The 21,651-nt window shown below is 39.2% G+C and carries 18 protein-coding genes; 17 read left to right on the top strand and 1 reads right to left on the bottom strand.

Annotation, left to right across the window (positions count from 1 at the left end):
• Positions 1-3: 3 nt before the first annotated feature.
• The 8 genes from KJS36_RS05010 (at position 4) to KJS36_RS04975 (ending at position 8,682) form a co-directional block, all read left to right on the top strand.
• Positions 4-609, top strand: coding sequence for a TVP38/TMEM64 family protein (locus KJS36_RS05010; RefSeq protein ID WP_213534960.1), 606 nt, complete (start codon positions 4-6; stop codon positions 607-609).
• Between the two features lie 172 nt (positions 610-781).
• Positions 782-2,026 carry an FtsW/RodA/SpoVE family cell cycle protein gene (locus KJS36_RS05005; RefSeq protein WP_244842668.1) on the top strand — a complete coding sequence of 415 codons (1,245 nt, stop codon included), beginning with the start codon at positions 782-784 and terminating at the stop codon, positions 2,024-2,026.
• 81 nt (positions 2,027-2,107) lie between these two features.
• Positions 2,108-2,539, top strand: a complete 432-nt coding sequence (locus KJS36_RS05000) for a flavodoxin family protein (protein WP_213534958.1) — start codon at positions 2,108-2,110, stop codon at positions 2,537-2,539.
• A 245-nt stretch (positions 2,540-2,784) separates the two neighbouring features.
• Positions 2,785-4,230 (top strand): ribosomal protection-like ABC-F family protein, encoded by a 1,446-nt coding sequence (gene abc-f, locus KJS36_RS04995; RefSeq protein WP_213534956.1) that lies wholly within the window; start codon positions 2,785-2,787, stop codon positions 4,228-4,230.
• A gap of 83 nt (positions 4,231-4,313) precedes the next feature.
• The gene (locus KJS36_RS04990) at positions 4,314-5,216 is read left to right on the top strand and encodes a DMT family transporter (RefSeq protein WP_213534954.1); all 903 of its coding nucleotides are present in this window, start codon (positions 4,314-4,316) and stop codon (positions 5,214-5,216) included.
• A 63-nt stretch (positions 5,217-5,279) separates the two neighbouring features.
• Complete coding sequence (locus KJS36_RS04985) at positions 5,280-5,876, top strand: HAD-IA family hydrolase (protein ID WP_213534952.1); 597 nt, start codon at positions 5,280-5,282, stop codon at positions 5,874-5,876.
• Positions 5,877-6,003: 127 nt separating this feature from the next.
• Complete coding sequence (gene gyrB, locus KJS36_RS04980; protein ID WP_213534950.1) at positions 6,004-7,959, top strand: DNA topoisomerase (ATP-hydrolyzing) subunit B; 1,956 nt, start codon at positions 6,004-6,006, stop codon at positions 7,957-7,959.
• Positions 7,960-8,049: 90 nt separating this feature from the next.
• On the top strand, positions 8,050-8,682 hold the full coding sequence (locus KJS36_RS04975) for an NAD(P)-dependent oxidoreductase (protein ID WP_213534948.1): 633 nt from the start codon (positions 8,050-8,052) through the stop codon (positions 8,680-8,682).
• Here KJS36_RS04975 and KJS36_RS04970 read toward each other — a convergent pair.
• Positions 8,679-9,662, bottom strand: a complete 984-nt coding sequence (locus KJS36_RS04970) for a Gfo/Idh/MocA family protein (protein WP_213534946.1) — start codon at positions 9,660-9,662, stop codon at positions 8,679-8,681. The genes KJS36_RS04975 and KJS36_RS04970 overlap by 4 nt on opposite strands.
• A gap of 234 nt (positions 9,663-9,896) precedes the next feature.
• Between KJS36_RS04970 and KJS36_RS04965 the strand changes: the two genes are divergently transcribed.
• From KJS36_RS04965 to KJS36_RS04925, 9 genes are all read left to right on the top strand, one after another.
• The gene (locus KJS36_RS04965) at positions 9,897-10,352 is read left to right on the top strand and encodes a MarR family winged helix-turn-helix transcriptional regulator (protein ID WP_213534944.1); all 456 of its coding nucleotides are present in this window, start codon (positions 9,897-9,899) and stop codon (positions 10,350-10,352) included.
• Complete coding sequence (locus KJS36_RS04960) at positions 10,345-11,898, top strand: MDR family MFS transporter (protein WP_213534943.1); 1,554 nt, start codon at positions 10,345-10,347, stop codon at positions 11,896-11,898. The genes KJS36_RS04965 and KJS36_RS04960 overlap by 8 nt, the downstream gene beginning before the upstream one ends.
• Positions 11,898-12,722 carry a DUF4811 domain-containing protein gene (locus KJS36_RS04955; protein ID WP_213534942.1) on the top strand — a complete coding sequence of 275 codons (825 nt, stop codon included), beginning with the start codon at positions 11,898-11,900 and terminating at the stop codon, positions 12,720-12,722. Before KJS36_RS04960 ends, KJS36_RS04955 begins: the two co-directional genes overlap by 1 nt.
• A gap of 233 nt (positions 12,723-12,955) precedes the next feature.
• Complete coding sequence (locus tag KJS36_RS10890; RefSeq protein WP_213534941.1) at positions 12,956-15,544, top strand: LPXTG cell wall anchor domain-containing protein; 2,589 nt, start codon at positions 12,956-12,958, stop codon at positions 15,542-15,544.
• 56 nt (positions 15,545-15,600) lie between these two features.
• Positions 15,601-17,289, top strand: coding sequence for an O-linked N-acetylglucosamine transferase, SPINDLY family protein (locus tag KJS36_RS04945; RefSeq protein ID WP_213534940.1), 1,689 nt, complete (start codon positions 15,601-15,603; stop codon positions 17,287-17,289).
• Between the two features lie 154 nt (positions 17,290-17,443).
• On the top strand, positions 17,444-18,655 hold the full coding sequence (locus tag KJS36_RS04940; protein WP_213534939.1) for a phosphopentomutase: 1,212 nt from the start codon (positions 17,444-17,446) through the stop codon (positions 18,653-18,655).
• A complete protein-coding gene (locus tag KJS36_RS04935; RefSeq protein ID WP_213534937.1) occupies positions 18,655-18,933 on the top strand; it encodes a zinc ribbon domain-containing protein in 279 nt (92 codons plus the stop codon). The genes KJS36_RS04940 and KJS36_RS04935 overlap by 1 nt, the downstream gene beginning before the upstream one ends.
• Before the next feature lie 61 nt (positions 18,934-18,994).
• Positions 18,995-19,699 carry a purine-nucleoside phosphorylase gene (deoD, locus tag KJS36_RS04930; RefSeq protein WP_213534935.1) on the top strand — a complete coding sequence of 235 codons (705 nt, stop codon included), beginning with the start codon at positions 18,995-18,997 and terminating at the stop codon, positions 19,697-19,699.
• Positions 19,700-19,850: 151 nt separating this feature from the next.
• Entirely contained in the window at positions 19,851-21,518 is a 1,668-nt protein-coding gene (locus KJS36_RS04925) for a formate--tetrahydrofolate ligase (RefSeq protein ID WP_213534933.1), read from the top strand.
• Positions 21,519-21,651 lie beyond the last annotated feature (133 nt).

The raw sequence follows: 21,651 nt of genomic DNA, 5'->3' as shown, positions 1-21,651 counted from the left end.
TTCTTGAACGATAATGTATTAAAATATATTAAGAGAATTTTTAATATTATCACGATACTTGGCCTTTTAGCGACGATTATCGGTGGAATTTATCTCTGGCGGCTTGGTGCTTTCCAAAACAAAGCAGTTTTGCAGCAACTGATTATCGCTCATAAATTTATGGGCCCACTTATTTTCTTTTGTATGCAAGTCATTCAAGTTATCGTCCCAATCATTCCAGGCGGCTTGACAATGGCAGCCGGTGTCTTGATTTTTGGACCAGTTGAAGGTTTCTTCTACAACTATATCGGTATCGTTTTGGGTTCCCTTCTCCTCTTTCATTTTGGAAGAAAATACGGTCAATCGCTCGTTCAAACTTTTGTTAAAGAAAAAAATTATAAACGTTATATGGGCTGGCTAGACAAAGGACAGAAACGTTTTAACATCATCTTTGCTTTGCTCATTCTCTCACCGATTGCGCCAGATGATGCACTCGTTCTCATCGCAAGTCAAACGAAAATGAGCTGGCGTTTCCTCTTTTGGACACTCATCTTATGCAAGCCTCTCCCAATTTTCCTCTATTCCTATTTGCTAATATTTGGTGGCGGATTTTTGGAACATATTCTTTAGAAATCAATACCACAAAAGTGGTATTTTTTCAAAAAAATTTTAAAAAGTTTCCCAAATTTTAACTAAAAAAATGTATAATAGAACTATTGATTTTTAAAAAATGTGTAAAAACACACAAATATATCAGAAATAATAACTTTCTAAGAAAATATAAGAACTACTGGAGCAAGTTTTGAATAAAAAAAATAAGAACGGATTTTCTTTTGATAGCCGTATTGACTATGCGCTACTTTTACCCGCCTTTATGCTAATTCTCATCGGACTTTACGCACTTTATGTTGCTGTCAGTCACGACCATCCAAGTCAGGCTACGCAAATGGTTGCCCAGCAAGGTGCGTGGGTTGTCATCGGTATTTTTGTCGGTCTTATTGTCATGCACTTAGATTCACATCTTCTTTGGAAATTAACCCCTTTTTTCTACGTCCTCGGACTTTGTCTCATGGTGCTTCCAATCTTCTTTTATAGTGCTTCAACAGCATATTTGACAGGAGCTAAAAACTGGGTAGCTCTTGGAGGACATAACCTTTTTCAACCGTCAGAATTCATGAAAATTTCCTATATTCTCTTTCTCTCGCGGCTGGTCGTACAATTTCAAACACAACTAAAAAAACGTTACATCAAAGACGATTTTCGCTTGATTGGACGCTTACTTTTAGCAACGTTGCCCGTAGCTATTTTAGCCGCTTTACAGCATGACTTTGGAACTTTTCTTGTGTTCTTAGTTATTTTGGCTGGGATTATCCTTATTTCAGGGATTTCTTGGAAAATTTTAGTACCAGCAATTGCGATTGTTGCCGCGATAGGAGCAGGAATTGTTGCAATGGTACTCAATCCAACCACACAAAGACTTTTGGAAGGTCTTGGTTTTGGTCAATATCAGATTAATCGTTTTATCTCTTGGCTACATCCTTTTGAATATATGCAAACAATCAGTTTGCAACAGTCGCACTCATTGATTGCCATTGGGATTGGTGGACTTTGGGGCCATGGATTGGGTGTTGCAAATGTCAATGTTCCCGTGCGTGAATCCGATATGATTTTTACTGTCATTGGCGAAGATTTCGGATTTATTGGCTCTACTTTCTTAATCATTCTTTATTTTATTCTCATTTATCGCATGATTCGCGTAACTTTGAAGTCAAATAATCAATTCTACACTTACATTTCAACAGGAATTATCATGATGATTCTCTTCCACGTTTTTGAAAATATTGGCGCAGCAATCGGTGTTGTTCCGTTGACTGGTATTCCATTACCTTTTATCTCACAAGGCGGTTCAGCTCTGATGGCAAATATTATCGGACTTGGACTGGTTCTATCTATGAAGTACAATCAGCTGCCAGATTTTGTCGAAGTGCGCGAGCGTGGCAAGCAAAGTTTAGAAAATAGAAAACAGCGTAGAGCAAAAAGAAAGTGAAAACTTTTTACATCCGCTTTCAAATATGATATACTGAAAACGAAATCATTTGAACTTATTATTAGAAAAGGAAGTTTTATTATGAAGTTTGCAGTAAGATATGCCTCACGTGGAGGAAATACACGAGCAGTAGCAGATGTCATCGCCAAAAAAGCAGGTGTGACAGCAAAACGCGTCTCAGAACCACTCAATGAAGAAGTAGATGTTCTTTTCGTTGGTGGCGGTGTTTGGTTCGCCAATGTCACAAAAGATATGAAAGAATTTTTGAACACATTAGACAAATCAAAAGTTAAAGAAGTAGTTGCATTTTCAACATCTGGACATTTGGATTCTGCCATCAAAAAAATCCAAGCAGCAGCTCAAACAAAAGGAATTAAAGTCAGCAATCATGCGATTGATTTACATATGAATATGCAAGGCTTTTCACTCTTTTCACAAGCAGGTGGAGATTTGACGGAAGCTCAAACAGCAGAAGTTGAAAAATTTGCGGACGAAGTCCTCTCAGAAGCCTAAAAAAATTTTGACGAAACTGTCAAAAATATGTTATAATAAAACCAATAAAAATAAAGGAAGTACAGTCTATTGAAATTTTAAGTCATGCAAAGTAGAAAATTTAAACCTCTGAAAAATAATTTTCAGCAGATTTTTTTACCGCACGACTTGAAAATGAAATAGACTTTTTAACTGTTAAATTCTAACAAATTTACGGATTTTTAAAGCTCTTTTTTCACATCAAGTCGTGAGAAAGGAGCTTTTTTATGTCATCTATCACAATCAAACAATTAACATTTAGCTACACAGATACAACTATTTTCAATCAAGCAAACATCAACATTGATGACAGTTGGAAATTAGGACTTGTCGGACGAAATGGTCGAGGTAAAACCACCTTACTTCACATTTTACAAGGAAAAATAAAAACTGACAGTTCTGTCAAAACAAATAAACAATTTATTTACTTCCCACAAAAAATAAAAAATACAAAAGAACTCACTTTATATGCGCTACAAGACATCATAGATTTTGAGCAATGGCAATTAGAGCGTGAATTAACCTTGCTCGATGTCAACCTTGACCGTCTTTGGCAACCTTTTGAAAGCCTATCAGGAGGTGAGCAAACAAAATGTCTTTTAGCTCTTTTATTCTTGGACAAATCTAACTTTCCTCTCATTGATGAACCAACAAATCATCTGGATATTACTTCACGAGAAAAAGTAGCAAATTATCTAAAAGAAAAATCAGGTTTTATCCTAGTTTCACATGATAGAGATTTTTTAGATAAAGTCTGTGACCATATCTTAGCGATTGAACGTCAAAAAATTCAACTTTATCAAGGAAATTTTTCAATCTATGAAACAGAAAAAAAGCTGCGTGATAACTTTGAAATTGCCGAAGATGGGAGATTGCGTAAGGATATTTCTCGTTTGAAACAAACATCACTAGAAAAGAGAGATTGGAGTAATCAGCGAGAAAATGTTGCTGGAGCAACTTTTGTCGATAAAAAAGTTGCCAAAAAACAAAATCAACGAGCGAAATCAATGGAAAAACGCATGAGTCAAGAAGTTGAAAATAAAGAAAAATTGCTAAAAAACATCGAAAAAACAGTTCCCCTAGCCATGAATTTTCAAATATCACATCATAAAAGATTAGTCCAGTTTGAAAAATTTTCACTCGGTTTTGATGAAAAAATGCTTTTTGAAGCCATTGATTTTTCCCTAAAAGTAGGAGAAATAGTAGCAATTACAGGCTCAAATGGACACGGAAAATCAAGTATTATTAAATACTTAGAAGGAAATTTTTCAGGAGAACATGCAGGACTTGTTCATCTTCCCCAAGGATTAAAAATTTCTTATGTTCAACAAATTTTTCAACACGAAGGAAGTCTCAAAGCTTTCGCTGAAAAAGAAAAGTTAGATCCAGAACTTTTTCTTTCAAATTTGCGTAAACTCGGCATGGAACGTAAAACTTTTGAGCAAAAAATAGAAACAATGAGTCAAGGGCAGCAAAAGAAAGTAGAACTTGCAAAAAGTCTCTCTCAACCTGCCAATCTCTATATCTGGGACGAACCGCTCAATTATTTGGATGTTTTTAATCATGAGCAAATCCTTCAAGTTCTCAAAACTTTTCAGCCCAGCATGATGATTGTCGAGCATGATAATCACTTCATCAAAGAAGTTGCAGATGAAATCATTGAATTAAAATAATAAAATATAATAATTCACATGAAATTAATAAAAAATCATATTAACGATGGAGAAGAAAACATTTTCATGTTATAATGAGAGTTATGGGTACACAACATCAAATTTTCAAAGGCACACTTTTAGCTGTTCTAGCAGGTATTTTATGGGGTATTTCAGGTATTTTCGGACAACTCTTTTTTGAAACATATCATGGAAATGCTCTATGGATTACCTCTTTTCGTCTGATTGTCGCAGGAATTATCTTACTCGCGATGTCTTATTTAAAAGACCGCCAATCATTTTTTAAACTGGTGAAAACCAAGAAAAATATACCACTTTTATTGCTCTACACATTTGGTGGTGTTTTTTCTGTGCAATTTTTCTATTACCTGACAATTCAACTTTCAAACTCAGCAACAGCAACGATTTTGCAGTACACAGCACCTGTTTTTATCATGGCTTTTCAGGCACTTGTTCAGCATCAACTTCCAAAACTAAAATCTATTCTGTTTGTTTTGCTAGCAATGCTAGGTGTTTTTTTGCTGATTACAAATGGAGATTTCACACATTTAGTCATCAAACCACTTGCTTTACTGGCAGGATTTATCACGGCTCTCGCCGTTGTGATTTACACAATTTCCCCCAAAAGATTATTGGACGAATACGGAGCGCTCAATGTTTCAGGTTGGGGAATGTTGATTGCAGGGATTGGTAGCAATATTATTTATCCCCTTTGGAGAGTAGATTTTAAGATTGAACCCTTGTCTATTTTTTATGTGCTTTGTATTGCAATTATTGGAACAGCCTTTGCCTTTCTACTCTGGTTGCAAGCAGTCCAGTACGTATCTCCTTTAGTTGTCAATGTTGCCACAGCCACAGAGCCACTGAGTGCTGTTTTATTGAGTATTTTTCTTTTTGCCATGCCACTCACTCCCTTATCTGTTATTGCGATTATTTTAGTCATCGTTTCAGTTATTCTTCTCTCAAGAACTGAACAAGAAATCTAAAAAATCCATTAAAAAAATGACTTGCGCAATACTGAACAATCTTATTTTTGTTATAATATCAGTATGGACTACAAAAATTATATTTGGGACTTAGGCGGCACATTACTTGATAATTATGAAAGCTCAACACACGCTTTTGCTGCCACGATTTGGAAAATGTCAGAGCGCGTCGTTTTACATGATGAAGTTTATGCTGCCTTAAAGATTTCAACAGCTCATGCGGTTGAGACTTTTGCCGCTGACCTTCCTGATTTTTTAAAAAATTATAAAGCATTAGAAGCTGAAACATTACGAAAACCAATTTTATTTAACGATGCTCAGCTACTTTTAGAAACTATAAAAAAGAATAACAGTCAAAATTTCATGATATCGCATCGAGATAAACAAGTCTTAGATATTTTATCCGCAGCAAACATAAAACAGTATTTCACAGAAGTTGTGACTGCCGACGATGGTTTTCCGCGTAAACCAGCACCAGATTCAATTTTGTATCTTTTAAAAAAATACCAACTTAATCCAAAAGAAACCGTAATGATTGGAGACCGAAGTATAGATATCGAAGCTGGAAATGCAGCAAAAGTCAACACGATTTTCTTTGACCCAAAAGCAAGTCTTTCAATAGCAACTAAGAATATTAAAAGTCTCTCAGAACTACTTTAAATCAAAAACAAAATTCACAAAGCCGATGAATTCGATAAGTCACGGCTTTTTATATTGAAAAAAGTAAGAAAAAATCACAAAATTGTGGTATAATAGAGATAATAATTCCACAGAAATGAGATTTATTTTGAACGAAGAAAATAAAGATTTAGAAAAGCGTGCTGACGAATATGATGCCAGTCAAATTCAGGTACTTGAAGGCTTAGAAGCCGTTCGTATGCGACCTGGTATGTATATCGGCTCAACGAGTAAAGAAGGACTCCATCATCTTGTCTGGGAAATCGTAGATAATTCGATTGATGAAGCCCTTGCAGGCTTCGCCACACATATTGAAGTTTTCATTGAAGCAGATAATTCTATCACTGTTATTGATGATGGACGTGGTATTCCTGTTGATATTCAAGAAAAAACAGGACGTCCTGCTGTTGAGACAGTATTCACAATTCTTCACGCAGGTGGTAAATTTGGCGGTGGCGGATATAAGGTTTCTGGTGGACTGCACGGAGTAGGTTCTTCCGTTGTCAATGCCCTCTCTACAGAACTTGATGTGACCGTCCACAAAGACGGAAAAAAATACTTCCAAGAATACCATCGTGGTATTGTCGGTGAAGATTTAAAAATTATTGGCGATACAGATTTGCGCGGAACAAGCGTGCATTTCACACCAGACCCAACGATTTTTACTGAAACAACAGTATTTGAATTTGATAAACTCTTGACACGTGTACGTGAACTTGCTTTTCTTAATCGCGGATTAAGGATTTCGATTACCGATAAACGTGAGGGAAATGAAAAAAATAAAGCAAGTTTTCATTATGAAGGTGGTATTCAGTCTTATGTAAGCTACCTCAATGAAAATAAAACTGTTTTATTTGATACACCTATCTTTACAGAAGGCGAAATGGACGACATCACAGTCGAAGTCGCCATGCAATATACAGATACTTATCATGAAACAATCTTAAGTTTTGCCAACAATATCAATACACATGAAGGTGGCACACATGAACAGGGTTTTAGAACAGCACTCACACGTGTGATTAACAACTATGCTAAGCAAAATAAAATCCTCAAAGAAAGCGAAGATAACCTCACAGGAGATGATGTTCGTGAAGGATTAACAGCCGTTATTTCTATCAAACATCCCAATCCACAATTTGAAGGACAGACAAAAACGAAGCTTGGTAATAGTGAAGTAACAGGGATTGTCAACAAACTTTTCAGTGAAGCTCTACAAACTTTCATGCTTGAAAATCCACAGGTTGCCCGCAAGATTATTGAAAAAGGTCTCTTGGCAAGTAAAGCGCGTATCGCAGCAAAAAGAGCGCGTGAAGTTACACGTAAAAAATCAGGACTTGAAATTTCCAATCTTCCCGGAAAACTTGCAGACTGTTCATCAAATGACCCAAAGCAAACAGAACTGTTCATTGTCGAAGGAGATTCAGCCGGAGGTTCCGCAAAATCAGGACGTAACCGTGAATTCCAAGCCATCCTACCTATTCGTGGTAAAATCTTGAATGTTGAAAAAGCAACGATGGATAAAATTCTCGCCAATGAAGAAATTCGTTCTCTTTTTACTGCGATGGGAACAGGCTTTGGTGCAGATTATGATTTGAGTAAAGCACGTTATCATAAACTGGTTATCATGACTGATGCCGATGTCGATGGCGCACACATTCGGACACTACTTTTGACACTCTTTTATCGTTATATGCGTCCAGTTGTTGAAGCAGGTTATGTTTATATTGCCCAACCACCAATCTATGGGATTAAAGTGGGTTCTGAAACAAAAGAATATATCCAACCCGGTCCAGAGCAAGAAACTCAATTAGCCGAAGCTATGGAACGCTGGTCACAAGGACGTTCAAAAGCGACAATTCAGCGTTATAAAGGGCTTGGCGAAATGGACGACCATCAACTTTGGGAAACAACGATGGATCCAGAAGCTCGTCTGATGGCACAAGTATCACTTGAAGACGTAGTAGAAGCAGATAAAATCTTTGATATGCTCATGGGAGATAGGGTAGAACCACGTCGTGAATTTATCGAGCAAAATGCAGAATTTTCAACGATTGATGCCTAAGTAGCAATCAAAAAATAAACTATAAAAAGTCTCAATAGAGACTTTTTTGATACAATTATAGTTAGAAAAGTAGAGATTGGAGAAGATGAGATGACAAAAATAGCAGTAATTGGAGCAACAGGGAAATCTGGAAGTTTAATTGCAAAAAAAGCTTTAACAGCAGGATTTGACGTCACAGCGATTGTTCGTAATGCCAAAAAATTAACGATTAAACCACAAGCGGTGATTGAAAAAGATGTTTTCAACTTGACAAATGCAGATTTATTGGGTTTTGATGCGATTGTCCTTGCTTTTCGAGCAAAAGCGGGAGATGAAAGTTCATATAGTCGTTTATTTGAACATTTGATTGAGATTTTGACTGATAATCCAGCACGTTTGATTATTGTTGGTGGTGCGGGTTCGCTTTATACGGATGAAAGTCGTGCAACAAAATATGTAGAAACTTTCCCTAAAGATTTGAGTTGGGTAGCAGAACCTCGTGAAATGGCAAAAGCAAGTGAACTGATAAAAGCTTCCAAACTCAATTACACTTTCTTTTCTCCGGCAGCTACATTTCTTCCGGAAGGAGTAGAAACTGGAAATTATACATTAACAAATGATGTGTTTCAAAAAAACTCGGCAGGAAAGTCTGAAATCTCGTACGCAGATTTTGCGGCTGCCGTGATAAAAATAATCAAAGAAGGCAGTTACGAACGCGAACACATAGGAATTTACCAAAATTAATTTGAGCTATTGTACCAGTTCCCGCCATACCAGTTTTTATAACATTCCTCGACAGTCTTGACATTAGTCATTGTCAACGCTTGTGTGACAATAGGACTTTCTGTTTTCCCTTTATGGAGAAGGTCGGCAATATGCTGAATTTCATAAACGAATTCACTTTTTTCTGGATGAGAAAAGTGAATTTTTTTGATTTTCCCAGTATTCAGCTGAATTTCGGCGTCCTCAGTCTTCCAATAATCAGGAACAATGATTTTTCCAAGACTTCCACGAATTTCTAAACGACTTTGAAATCTCATCAGACTACTAATAAATAGGCTGATAAGAAGTTTGTTTTTGCGCAAAATGAGATGACATTCATCATCAGCTTGCAAAGGGTTGCGTGTAGTATGAAGACTTTGAACATCATCAAAAGCTGTGCCAAAAAGAAATTGAAGTACAGACAGTCCGTAACTGGCGTTAGAAATCAAAGTACCACCACCTTTTGAGAGGTCCAAAAACCACGGAATACTTTCACTCCCTGCACGACTTTCTTGAATATCAACCCACTCAACTTTACCAATCTCTCCTGAAAGGATACGAGACTTTACTTCGTGAATAATAGGAAGAAAGAGTGCTTTTTGTGCTTCCATAAGAAGAAGTTTTTTCTGTTTGGCAAGTTCAAAAAGTTCTTTTGTTTCATCTTCTGTGACAGTAAATGGTTTTTCAAGTAAGACATTTTTTCCAGCATTCAGGGCGAGTTTTGCTCCTGAAAAATGCTGATTATTAATCAGAGGAATGTAAATCAAATCAAGTTCTGAATCAGCAACTAGTTCACCGTAGGAACTATAAGTTCTTGAAATTCCTAATTCTTTTGCAAGCTGTTTTGTTTTTTTATCATCACGTGTGGCAATAGCTGTCGCTTCGGCAACTCCAGAAGCACGAATACCTGCAACAAAGCGTGGGACGATAGAAGCGCCCGACATTATTCCTATTTTTATCATGAGTTTATTGTAACTTATTTTTTCTTTTTTTGAAAGTGCTATCAAAAGAAAAAATGTTTTTATTTCTGAAAAATATTACTTTTTCATCTGAGGTAAAAGCCTGCTATAATAGGCTTTGTGCTGAAAAACTTAAAAAATTTTTAAAATCGGACTCATATTCTTGACAAATGAAATCTAAGGGACTATAATAATTAACGTCGTTAGATAGTATGGACGTTAGAAAGGAATAGAGTTATGGATTACAACAAACTTGCAGAAGCTTTTTTGGTTCAGGTCAAAGATACTGCGAAAAGTCAGGTAATGAATAAGTTGAACAGCTATTCACATGGAGAAAATCAAGTACTTTTCTTCTTACATAAACAGACAGGAGAACCGATTGTCCCAAGTGATATTGCAACTTTTACAAATACAAGTACCGCACGTATCGCTACGATTTTGAACAATCTTGAAGAAAAAGGAATGGTGACACGCGAGATTTCACGTGTTGACCGTAGAAAGATTTTGGTTGCCTTGACTGATAAAGGAAGAAAGTTAGCCGAAACACAACGTTGTACATTTATTAACAATATTTCCCGTGCCTTTGAAGCAATGGGCGAAGAACGTGCCACACGTTTTGTTGATGACTTACTTCTCTTTTTTGAAGAGGGAAGAAAAATTGCGTTAGAAGAAGAGGAGAATAAAAATGCCTGATACATTAGAAAAAGATTATAGCATTGATATTCACGGCAAAAAATTTAATCGTATTGCCATGTTAATCTTAATCTTAATCGGAACTTTTGGTGCCATGTTGATGCAAACATCACTTGGTACAGCTATTCCGACTTTGATGAAAGATTTTAGTATTTCGATGTCAACGGCACAAGAAGCAACAACTTGGTTCTTACTTGCCAATGGTATTATGGTCCCTATTTCGGCTTATTTAGCTACGAAATTCCCTACACGTTGGCTCTATGTCGCTGGCTACGGTGTCTTAGTTATCGGGATGTTTATGTCTTATGTGGCACCTACATCAAACTGGACGATCTTCCTTGCTGGACGTATTTTACAAGCCTGTGCTGTAGGTATTACAATGCCTTTGATGCAAGTAGCTTTGGTCAATATGTTTAGTCCTAAGCAAATGGGAGCTGTCATGGGTGTCGGTGGTATTGTTATCATGGTTGCACCTGCGATTGGTCCTACATTTGCGGGTTGGTTGATTGTTAATAAATTGCACTTGTTCTTTTGGACATTCGCAGCAAGCTGGCGGACAATTTTCTTAATTCCAATGATTGTCGTCGCTGTGGTAATGCTGATTTCCATCTTTGCGATGCGTGACGTTATCCCTAACCGTCCAATGAAACTTGACTTTTTGAGTTTGGTTCTATCTGTTCTTGGTTTTGGTATCTTCCTTTTAGGATTTACCAATGTTGCAAGCGATGGCTGGGGCGATGTGACAAATGTCATCTTACCAATCGTTGGTGGTATCGTTATTATTGGTTTGTTTGCTTGGCGTCAGTTGACGATGAAAGACCCATTCTTGGATTTGCGCGTCTTTAAAATTAAACAATTTACAGTGGTAACTATCACACTTTCTCTCGTTACGATGGCGATGATGGGTGTTGAGATGATGTTACCTCTCTATCTCCAAGAAGTACATGGTTTGTCTGCCTTTAACTCTGGACTTGTCTTATTACCTGGCTCATTGATGATGGCAGTTGTTGCACCGCTTGCTGGTGGTGCTTATGATAAGATTGGTGCGAAACGTTTGGCACAAGTTGGTTTTGCAATCCTTGTTCTTGGAACTTTGCCATTCATGTTCTTTACGACAAGTACGCCTGACCATTTCGTTACATTACTCTATGGATTGCGTATGTTTGGTATTGGTATGATTATGATGCCGTTGACAGCTTCTGCGATGAATGCTTTGCCTGTCAATGAAGTCGCACAAGGAACAGCGTCTAACAATACAGCACGTCAAGTTGCTTCATCTGTTGTCGTCGCTCTGCTTTCATCTGTGGCACAAAATATCATCACGAATAATATGCCAAGTTCTCATCTTAAAACGACCAATCCTTTAGGCTATGCTGGAAAAGCGATTGATGCGATGCTTAAAGGTTATCATGCGTCATTTGCGATTGGTTTGGCTTTTGCGATTGTTGGTTTGATTGTGGCAATGTTCTTACGTAGTGGTAAGGTTCTTGCAGGAAAGACAGCAACGGACTTAAAAGCTAAGGAAATGAAAAAGGAGGCAAACTAATGTTAATACTTGCATTGATTATTGTATTTGGTATTTTGACTTTCTTTGGGTTTATGTTCCTCAAAAATGCAGCCGCGCGCTATATCGTCGGTGGCGTGTCATTGATTATTCTGGCTCTGTCGGTTGTGATGTTGACATTCCATATCAGAGATAATTGGGGAATGAAAGAAGTGACGACTTCAACAAGTCATGTGGTTTATACGGCAGGTGATAAATCTGCAGCGTACGGCATGATGATAAAAGCTGAAATCGGTAAAAATACTGGAAATTATGTTTTGATTTATCGTAATGATAAAAATTCAAAAAATCCAGATACAAACTTTAAACCTGATGAAAAAAATATCGTGGAAGCTGTGAAAAAATCAGCGACTTACAAACAAGTAGCTGGTAATACGGCAAAAGTGACAACAAAAACAACACGTCGTGTTTGGAAATCAGATTTCTTCAAAGTCTTATTTGGAATTGGCGATGAAAATAAGGAGCTTGTGAAACAACACTCTGTTGTCTCTGTTCCAAAAGATACTTGGCTTGTTTTAACAGCTGACCAAGTAAAAGAACTCCAGAAAAAAGCTCCTGAAATGGCTGCTGCTGCGAAAAAAGAACAAGAAGCACAAGTTCAAGCAGCAATCCAAAAAGCTCTGACAGAAGCTGTCGCCAATGTTCCTGCTGCTCAAAAAGAAGCGGCTATGGCAGCAGCAAAACCTGCAGTGACTGAAAAAGTAGAAGCAGCCGCAAAAGCTCAAATGGCAGAACTACAAAATAATCCAAAAGCTTATGCGAAATTACAAGTCACACAAATCCGCGAAACACTAGGGATAAAATAAGTTTTGACGGTTTTACAAAAATAGAATTTGAATAATGAAAAGTCTGTCAAAGTTTTGGCAGACTTTTTTGAATGATTAAATGATTGACATTCATATTATTGTGTATTATAATGATTACATAAAATTAAAAAGCGGTAAATTATTAAAAACGTCTTTTTGTCCCCAAAAGAGTGTTTCTCCTAGTAAGGAGAAACACTAACATTCCAAAGCAAAAATAAAAAAGAGGATTGCCTATGAGATATGTCAGCATTCATGAAAAAGATTATGTCGCAAAACAGCAAAAACTTGCGAAATCAGCTCAACAAAAGACCACGCATTTTCGAGCATGGAAAGTCGGCAAGTCATGGCTTTATGCCGCAGCAACCCTGACTTTAATCTTGTCAAACAATCAATTAACACAAGGGGTTATTTTGACAGGGCAGGCAGTAGAAGCACTCACAGAAGGACAGACCGTCCATGCTGACGACCTGACACCACCTTTGCAGTCTTCAACGACCGTCAATGACAGCTCACAAACCCAAGGCACATCGCCAACAATCTCTAGCTCTACCGTAAATGGTCCCGGCGCTAGTTCTGGCGTTATAAACGGCACAGGTATGTCCTCTTCATCAGGTTCTACCAACATGAGTTATGGCTCATTAGTAACGACAGGCTCAGACTCTGGTGCGACAGGAAGCTCTACTCAAGTCACAGGAACTTGGGCAAGCTCGCAGTCCACAGGCTACAATGGGAATGCTTCGGGCTCTTTTGAGTCTGGTTCGGGTCAAACGCTAGGTCCATCAGGCTCATCCTTAACAAATACAAGTAATCCAAATTATCCTGGTTGGGTAGGTACGGGTATCACAAACTCTGGTTCATCAGGCTCCTCTTTTGCCGGTTTAGGAACTGGAAATGTGGATATCAACTTTTCTTCTAATCAAACCGGAAGTGCAACCACAGGAATTTCTAATAACCCAACGTCGCCGACGGTCACTATCACCTCAACAGCGACCAACGGCTCAACAGCCACAGCAACCACCCAACTCACTGTCACAGCCACCACAGGCTCAAGTGTGACAGCAACGACAGGTTCGACGAGTTCAGCTGTGACCTTTACCCTTGGTTCTTCAACAGGTTCGACAAACTCCTATGAGGCAACGGGCTATACAAGTTCATCTGCACCCGGTCAGGCTTTGAATGACGGGAGTTCGGCTTATAACTCAAATTTTGGTTTTACGCCAACAGGAACGACACTTTCAGGCGCAACTGAGCAGACAGGAGCGACAGGTTCTTGGACGACCGCGACGACTGGAACGGCGTCATCAACAAACAGCACGGCAACAACCCTTACAGCAGCACCACCAACCGATTCAACCAGTAGCAGTGATACTTTAGGGGGTGCAACGAACGCGACAGGAACCACCAGCTGGACGCATTCGAGTTGGACATACTGGGATAGTTCTGGCACCACCGCATCGAGTGGTTCAACCGTCAACTCCACCTTTACAGGCTCGACCGCCTCATCTGCCACGATGGACAGCGATGGCAACTGGGTTTACGGCGCACCGACCGATACCGCTAGTACCGATACAGGACAAAATACTCAAGAATCTTCAGGCTCATGGGGACTGACCGCAGAGTCCTCAACCGCGTGGTCTGAAGCGACAAATATCACAACGATTACAGAAACGTCCTCTAGTACAAACTCAACCAGTACAACAGGTTCAACCTCTGGACCATCAGGCTCGACCTTTACCTCAGGCTCCACGCAAAGCTCGACCAATAGCGGAACGACCAATACTTGGTCTTCATCAAGCTCAACAGGTTCGAGTTGGACGACTGGCTCAACAGGTACGACCAATTCAACCTTTAGCTCGACTTTCTCGACTGGAAGCTCAACGACGAACTCGACAGGTGGCACAGGCACAACAGCCAGTACAATGTCTAGCACAGGTACGACGAACTCCACAGTCACCTCAACTGGAACGACTGGTAGCTCATCAAGTGTAAGTAGTGGTTGGTCAGAAGCCACCAATACAGGTATTACCATTACCAACAGTACATCAACAAGTGGGACAACGGTAAGTTCCAACTCAACTGGACCAACAAGCTCAACAGGTACGTCAAACTCAACAGGCTCTTCTTGGACCAATACTTTTTCATCAGGAACGACAGGCTCAACGTGGACATCTGCTTCTAGTTACAGTACGATATCTAGCTTCTCCTCTGCCACAACCAACTCAACAGGCGGCACAGGCTCAAGCACATGGACAAGTGAAACAACAGGATCAACAAGCACCACAGGATCAACATCTGGCACATGGGTAAGTAGCTCAACAGGCTCATCATCAATATCAAGTAGCACACCGAGTGATTCAACTCCACCGCCAACGAATCCAACGACTCCGACAAATCCGACGAACCCAACGAGTCCGACGAACCCAACGACTCCAACAAATCCGACGAATCCAACGACTCCGACAAATCCGACGAACCCGACGAACCCAACGAATCCGACGAACCCAACAAATCCGACGAATCCAACAAATCCGACGAACCCGACGAATCCAACAAATCCAACGAATCCGACGAATCCGACGGTTCCAACAACATCAAGTACGCCACCGGCAACTCCAACGAATTCAAGTTCTACGCCGACAAGTCCTTCAATGATTGTGAACAATAATGGAAATAATTCGCCGAGCGTTGCTGTTTTGCCAAAAACCGGAGATAATTCCTTAGATAATACGCTCACAATGGTTGGTGGTGCAGCAGTCATTGCGACAGCCGCAGGATTATTGTTTAAAAAACGCAAAGAAAAAGGTAAATTTAAGAAAAATTAAATTTGTATAAAAAAGAAAGCTCTCCAAAAAGGAGCTTTCATTTATGAGAGGAAAATATGGTAACAGAAGAAGAACGTCTAAAAAAGCATAATGATGACCCAGATTTTTTATCTTTGGTACGCGCCGCCGATGAAATGTATATGCGAAATGCAAATAAAGCCAATCATGTTTCTTTGAAACGTGCGATTGAGCTTTATCAATCAGCATTTAATTATCTTGATGATAGTTTTGAGTTTGATAATTGCGAGCTCTATCGTAAAATCGGAGATTGCTACTATGCGATGGACGATATGGATAAGGCGCGAGTAAATCTGGAAAAAACCTTGGATTATTCGACGACTAATCCGAGCATTTATATGCGTTTGGCAAGTATTTATTATTCTTTTGACCAAGATAAGGGGATTGAGTACAATGACCGCGCTTTTCAATTGGATAATAACTTTTCAAACTATGGCGGGCGAAATTTCCTGACAATCAAGACAGATGCTTATACACAGTTGGGAATTAAAAATAAACTGGAAGAATATGCCAGTGATTGGCCAATGAAGTTTCAGGCGAATGGGACGGTTTATACTTATGAGAAACCAGCAGATGCAGAAGAACGTAAAAAAATGCTCCACAAAAAGTTGCGGATTGGTTATATTTCTTCGGACTTTTATAATCACACGATGATGAGTTTTATCCTGCCTTTACTGGAACATCATGATACTAAGAAGTATGATATTATCTTGTATTCGACTGTTGACCGCCAGTATGATGATACGACGACACGAATTATGGCGTGTGGCAATCGTTTTGTCGATTGTAGTAAACTCAATAATTTTGACTTTGCGAAACGTATCCATGATGACAAAGTCGATATTCTGATTGATTTGGGCGGGTTTACGCATAATCGTAGCTTTGCCATGCTTTTTAAGCCAGCACCTATTCAAGCGCAATATATGGGATTTTTGAACACTTATGGCTTTAAAGAAATTGATTATATCATGTGTGATGAATTTACTATTCCTAAAAATAAGGCTGACCTTTATACGGAAAAACCAATGTATATTGAGGCTGGAATGGACAGATTTAACTTCACACGCAAAAATATTGATTTGCCAGAAATTACGCCACTTCCGATGGAGAAAAATGGTTATATCACTTTTGGAAGTTTTAATGATATTTCTAAAATCACGACGTCAACGATTCGTTTGTGGTCGAAACTGTTGCTTGCTGTACCTACGGCAAAACTTTTGATTTATCGTTATGGCCCACAGTTGACCGATGATAAAATTGCACAGTTGAAAGAGCGTTTTAGAAAATTTGGGATTTTGGAAACACGTTTAGAATTTTCTCGTGAAGTGCCAGATATGCACTTTAAGGCTTATTTGAAAGCTGACGTCGGACTTGACCCAACACCATTTGGTGGGCTGTCGATTACGATTGAGGCGCTTCACATGGGCTTGCCCACTTTGACGATGCCTGCTGAGGGAATGCAATCGCGAGGAACTGCGCGGATTAATCGAATGCTCGGCATTGATGGCGCTTTTAATGCGTCAGATGAAGAAAGTTTTGCTCAGAAAGGGAAAACTCTGGCAAATGATATTGAATTAGTGCGTTTTTATCGTGAAAGCTTGCGTGAAACAGTTGAAAAGTCAGCACTCAAAAATGACTTAGATGGCTTTGCACGTTCCGTTGAGGCAGCTTATGAACGAGCTTGGGCGGATTATGTAGATGTGAAGTTTAAGAATGATAATCATTAAAAATAATTGAAAAAGTCTGTCAAAATTTTTGATGGACTTTTTTGACAGTTTTGTCAAAAAATTGACAGAAAAATAAAGCATTTTCAGGCAGTTTTTTGTATAATAGAGGTAGAAAACTTTTTGATAGTTCTGTCAAAAAATAAAAGGAGACAAAATGCCTAAAAAATTTAAACGTGTCCATCTTGTTGTCATGGATTCTGCTGGGATTGGTTATGCGCCTGATGCAGGGGAGTTTTTCAATCATGAAACGCCTGATATTGGTGCCAATACAATCGGTCATATTTCTGAAAAAGTTGGACTCAATGTGCCGAATTTCCAGAAAATTGGTCTGGGAAATATTACTGAGCTAAAAACGGTTGCGCCGACAGATAAACCGCTGGGTTACACGACGAAATTGCAAGAAGTGTCGCAAGGTAAGGACACAATGACAGGTCACTGGGAGATTATGGGACTTGACATTACCAATCCTTTTCCTGTTTATCCTGATGGCTTTCCAGAGGAATTACTGACGAAAATCGAAGCATTTTCAGGTCGGAAGATTATTCGTGAGGCAAATAAACCTTATTCTGGGACAGAAGTGATTAAAGATTTTGGTGAGCGTCAGCTGGAAACGGGAGAGTTGATTATTTATACGTCGGCAGACCCTGTGTTGCAGATTGCGGCAAATGAAGCGCTTATTCCACTTGATGAACTTTATAAAATCTGTGAATACGTCCGTAAAATCACGGATGTTGGCTCTGAATGGATGCTTGGTCGAATTATTGCACGTCCTTTTGTTGGCACGAAAGCAGATAATTTTGAGCGTACGGCAAATCGTCGGGATTATGCTCTGGCGCCATTTGGACGGACAGTCATGAACAATCTTGATGATGCTGGATTTCCTGTAATTTCAGTTGGTAAAATCCATGATATCTACGACGGTCAAGGGATTAACAAAGACATGGGACATAATCTCAATGACATGGACGGCGTGGATCGGATGCTCAAAGCAATAGCGTTGCCCGACTTTAAAGAAGGCTTGCTCTTTGTGAATTTGGTCGATATGGACGCGAAATATGGGCATCGTCGCAATCCTGAGGGCTATCGTGATGCAATTCAAGACTTTGACGGTCGCTTGCCAGAGATTATGGCGACAATGGACGAAGATGATATTTTGATGATTACGGCAGACCACGGCAATGACCCAACATTTACTGGGACAGACCACACACGTGAGTATATTCCGCTCGTGACGTTCTCAAAAGCTTTTACAGCGCCAAAACCATTGCCAGTTGGACACTTTGCTGATATTTCGGCAACGATTGCTGAGAATTTTGGGGTGGCTAAGGGCGATATTGGTGAGAGTTTCTTGGATGCACTTGTCTAATGGCTGAAAAAATAAAACAAGCGATTTGTCAGTCTTGTGGCATGCCGATTGCTGATAATTCCTACAAAGGAACGGAGGCGGACGGGACATTTTCTGCGGATTATTGTATCTATTGTTACAATCAAGGGCGCTTTATGCAATCTGACATTAGCTTTGAGGAAATGCTCGAAAAAGGGCGCAAGGGTCTGGACGCGACACCAATGCCGAAAATTCAGAAATGGCTCTTTAAAAAACTTTATCCCATACAGCTCAAAAGTCTCAAACGCTGGAAAAAATAATTTTTGACAGCTCTGTCAAAAAAATATCATTAAAAATTAAGAATAAAAAGGAAAAATAATTATGCCAACACCACACATTGAAGCACAAAAAGGCGAAATTGCTGACAAAATTCTTTTGCCGGGTGACCCACTTCGCGCAAAATTCATCGCAGAAAATTTCTTAGAAGATGCAGTGCAATTTAACAGCGTCCGCGGTATGCTTGGATTTACAGGAACTTACAAGGGCGAGCGTGTCTCTGTCATGGGAACAGGTATGGGGATTCCGTCGATTTCGATTTATGCCAATGAACTCATCACAGAATACGGCGTGAAAAAGCTGATTCGTGTAGGAACAGCGGGTTCACTCAACGCCGATGTGCATATTCGTGACCTTGTGATTGGACAGGCAGCAGCGACGACATCAGCGATTGTGCGCAATGATTTTCCACAATTTGATTTTCCAATGCTTGCCGATTTTGACTTGCTCGATAAAGCCTATCATATTGCCAAAGATCTTGGTATCACAACGCATGTTGGCAATATTCTCAGTTCAGACCTCTTTTACAGCGACATTGACCAGATGAAACTTGGCGAATTTGGTGTGAAAGCTGTCGAGATGGAAGCAGCTGGATTGTATTATCTCGGCGCGCGTCATCATGTGCAAACTCTTGGCATCATGACGATTTCTGATAGTCTTGTCACAGGCGAAGCGACAACCTCAGAAGAGCGTCAACTGACTTTCACAGATATGATGAAAGTCGGACTGGAAACATTGATTGCCAAATAAATCAGTTAAAAAAGAGCGCAGAAGTTGCTCTTTTTTTAGATTTCCGAACGTTTGAAAGTGATTTTACGAAAAATGAACACTTTCAACAGTAAAATCCAAACTTTTTTTGTTAAAATGAGATTAAAATTAAAAAGAGTAACGAGGAGAATTTATGAAAACAGACATCGAAATTTCACAAGAAGCAGACTTGCGCCCGATTACAGAAATTGCTGAAAAAATTGACTTAAATAGTGATGACATAGAACTTTACGGCAAATACAAAGCGAAAATTCCACTGTCAGTCTTGAAAAAATTTGATACTAATCCAGATGGAAAGTTGATTTTAGTCACTTCCATCAACCCAACCCCCGCAGGCGAAGGAAAATCAACCGTTACCGTTGGTCTGGCAGATGCTTTCAATCGTCTGGGAACAAAAGCAATGGCAGCTTTGCGTGAACCCTCACTTGGACCTGTGATGGGAATTAAAGGTGGCGCGACAGGCGGTGGTTATGCTCAAGTCCTACCGATGGAAGACATCAATCTGCACTTTACAGGCGATATTCATGCGATTACCACGGCAAATAACGCAGTTGCAGCTTTTCTTGATAATTCACTCCAACAGGGCAATCCTTTGAACATTGACCCACGGCGGATTACTTGGAAACGTGTCCTTGACTTGAATGACCGCTCATTACGTCATGTGAACATTGGACTTGGCGGTGTTGTCAATGGGATTCCGCGTGAAGATGGTTTTGACATCACTGTTGCCAGTGAAATCATGGCAGTTCTCTGTTTGGCGACATCTTATGCTGATTTGAAAGCTCGTCTTTCAGTGATTGTCGTGGCAAATACTTATGATAGAAAAGCAGTTACAATCGGTGATTTAGGCGTTGCTGGTGCGATTGCCATGCTTCTAAAAGATGCGTTAAAACCCAATCTTGTACAGACGATTGAAGGTACTCCTGTCCTCATTCACGGTGGTCCTTTTGCCAATATTGCTCACGGTTGTAATTCAGTTTTAGCAACGAAAACAGCCTTGAAATTAGCAGATGTGACCATTACTGAGGCAGGATTTGGGGCAGATTTGGGAGGAGAAAAATTCCTCGATATCACAACGCGTCAATTACCAAAAAATCCTGATGCCGTCGTGATTGTAGCGACCATTCGTGCCCTGAAAATGCACGGAGGAGTTGGTAAAAAAGAATTAACAACTGAAAATCTCCCCGCGCTTGAAGCAGGGTTTGCCAATCTCAAACGGCATATCGAAAATATGCAATCTTATGGATTGCCTGTGATTGTGGCACTCAATCAATTCGCCAGCGATACAGTAGCCGAGATAGAAAAACTGATAGCATTAACCAAAGCACTGAATGTACCTGTTTCGCTAACAAATGTTTATGAAAAAGGTGGTGCTGGTGCGCAAGATTTAGCAGAAAAATTAGCAGATTTGTTAAAAGAAAAATCAGAATTTCACTATTTGTATCCACTAGAAAGTTCAATCTCAGAAAAAATTCAAGATGTCGTAACAAAAATCTATGGTGGAAAATCAGTTACTTTTACAGTAAAAGCCAAACGACAGATGAAAGAAATTGAAGCAAATGGTTGGGCAAATCTTCCCGTTTGCATGGCAAAAACACAATATTCATTTTCTGATAATGCAACATTGCTTGCTGCGCCAAAAGATTTTGAAATCACAGTACGTGAACTCGTACCAAAAATCGGAGCTGGATTTATCGTTGCCTTAACAGGAGACGTGATGACGATGCCAGGATTACCTAAGCAACCAGCTGCATTAAAGATGGATATTGATGAAGATGGAAAGATTTCTGGACTATTTTGACATTATAAAAATCGCTGAATAAGCGATTTTTATAATAGTTAAAGACATTTCGTGATAAAGAGAATAAAGTATCGTGATTAAAAAATCTTATGATAAGTAAAAAATTTTTATGATAAAATTAAGTTATCAGTTT

Source organism: Lactococcus nasutitermitis (genome assembly GCF_018403765.1).
In the GTDB taxonomy this organism is placed as follows: domain Bacteria; phylum Bacillota; class Bacilli; order Lactobacillales; family Streptococcaceae; genus Lactococcus; species Lactococcus nasutitermitis.
Note: the sequence above shows the minus strand (reverse complement) of the source record. Positions and strands in the feature narration are given on the sequence as shown.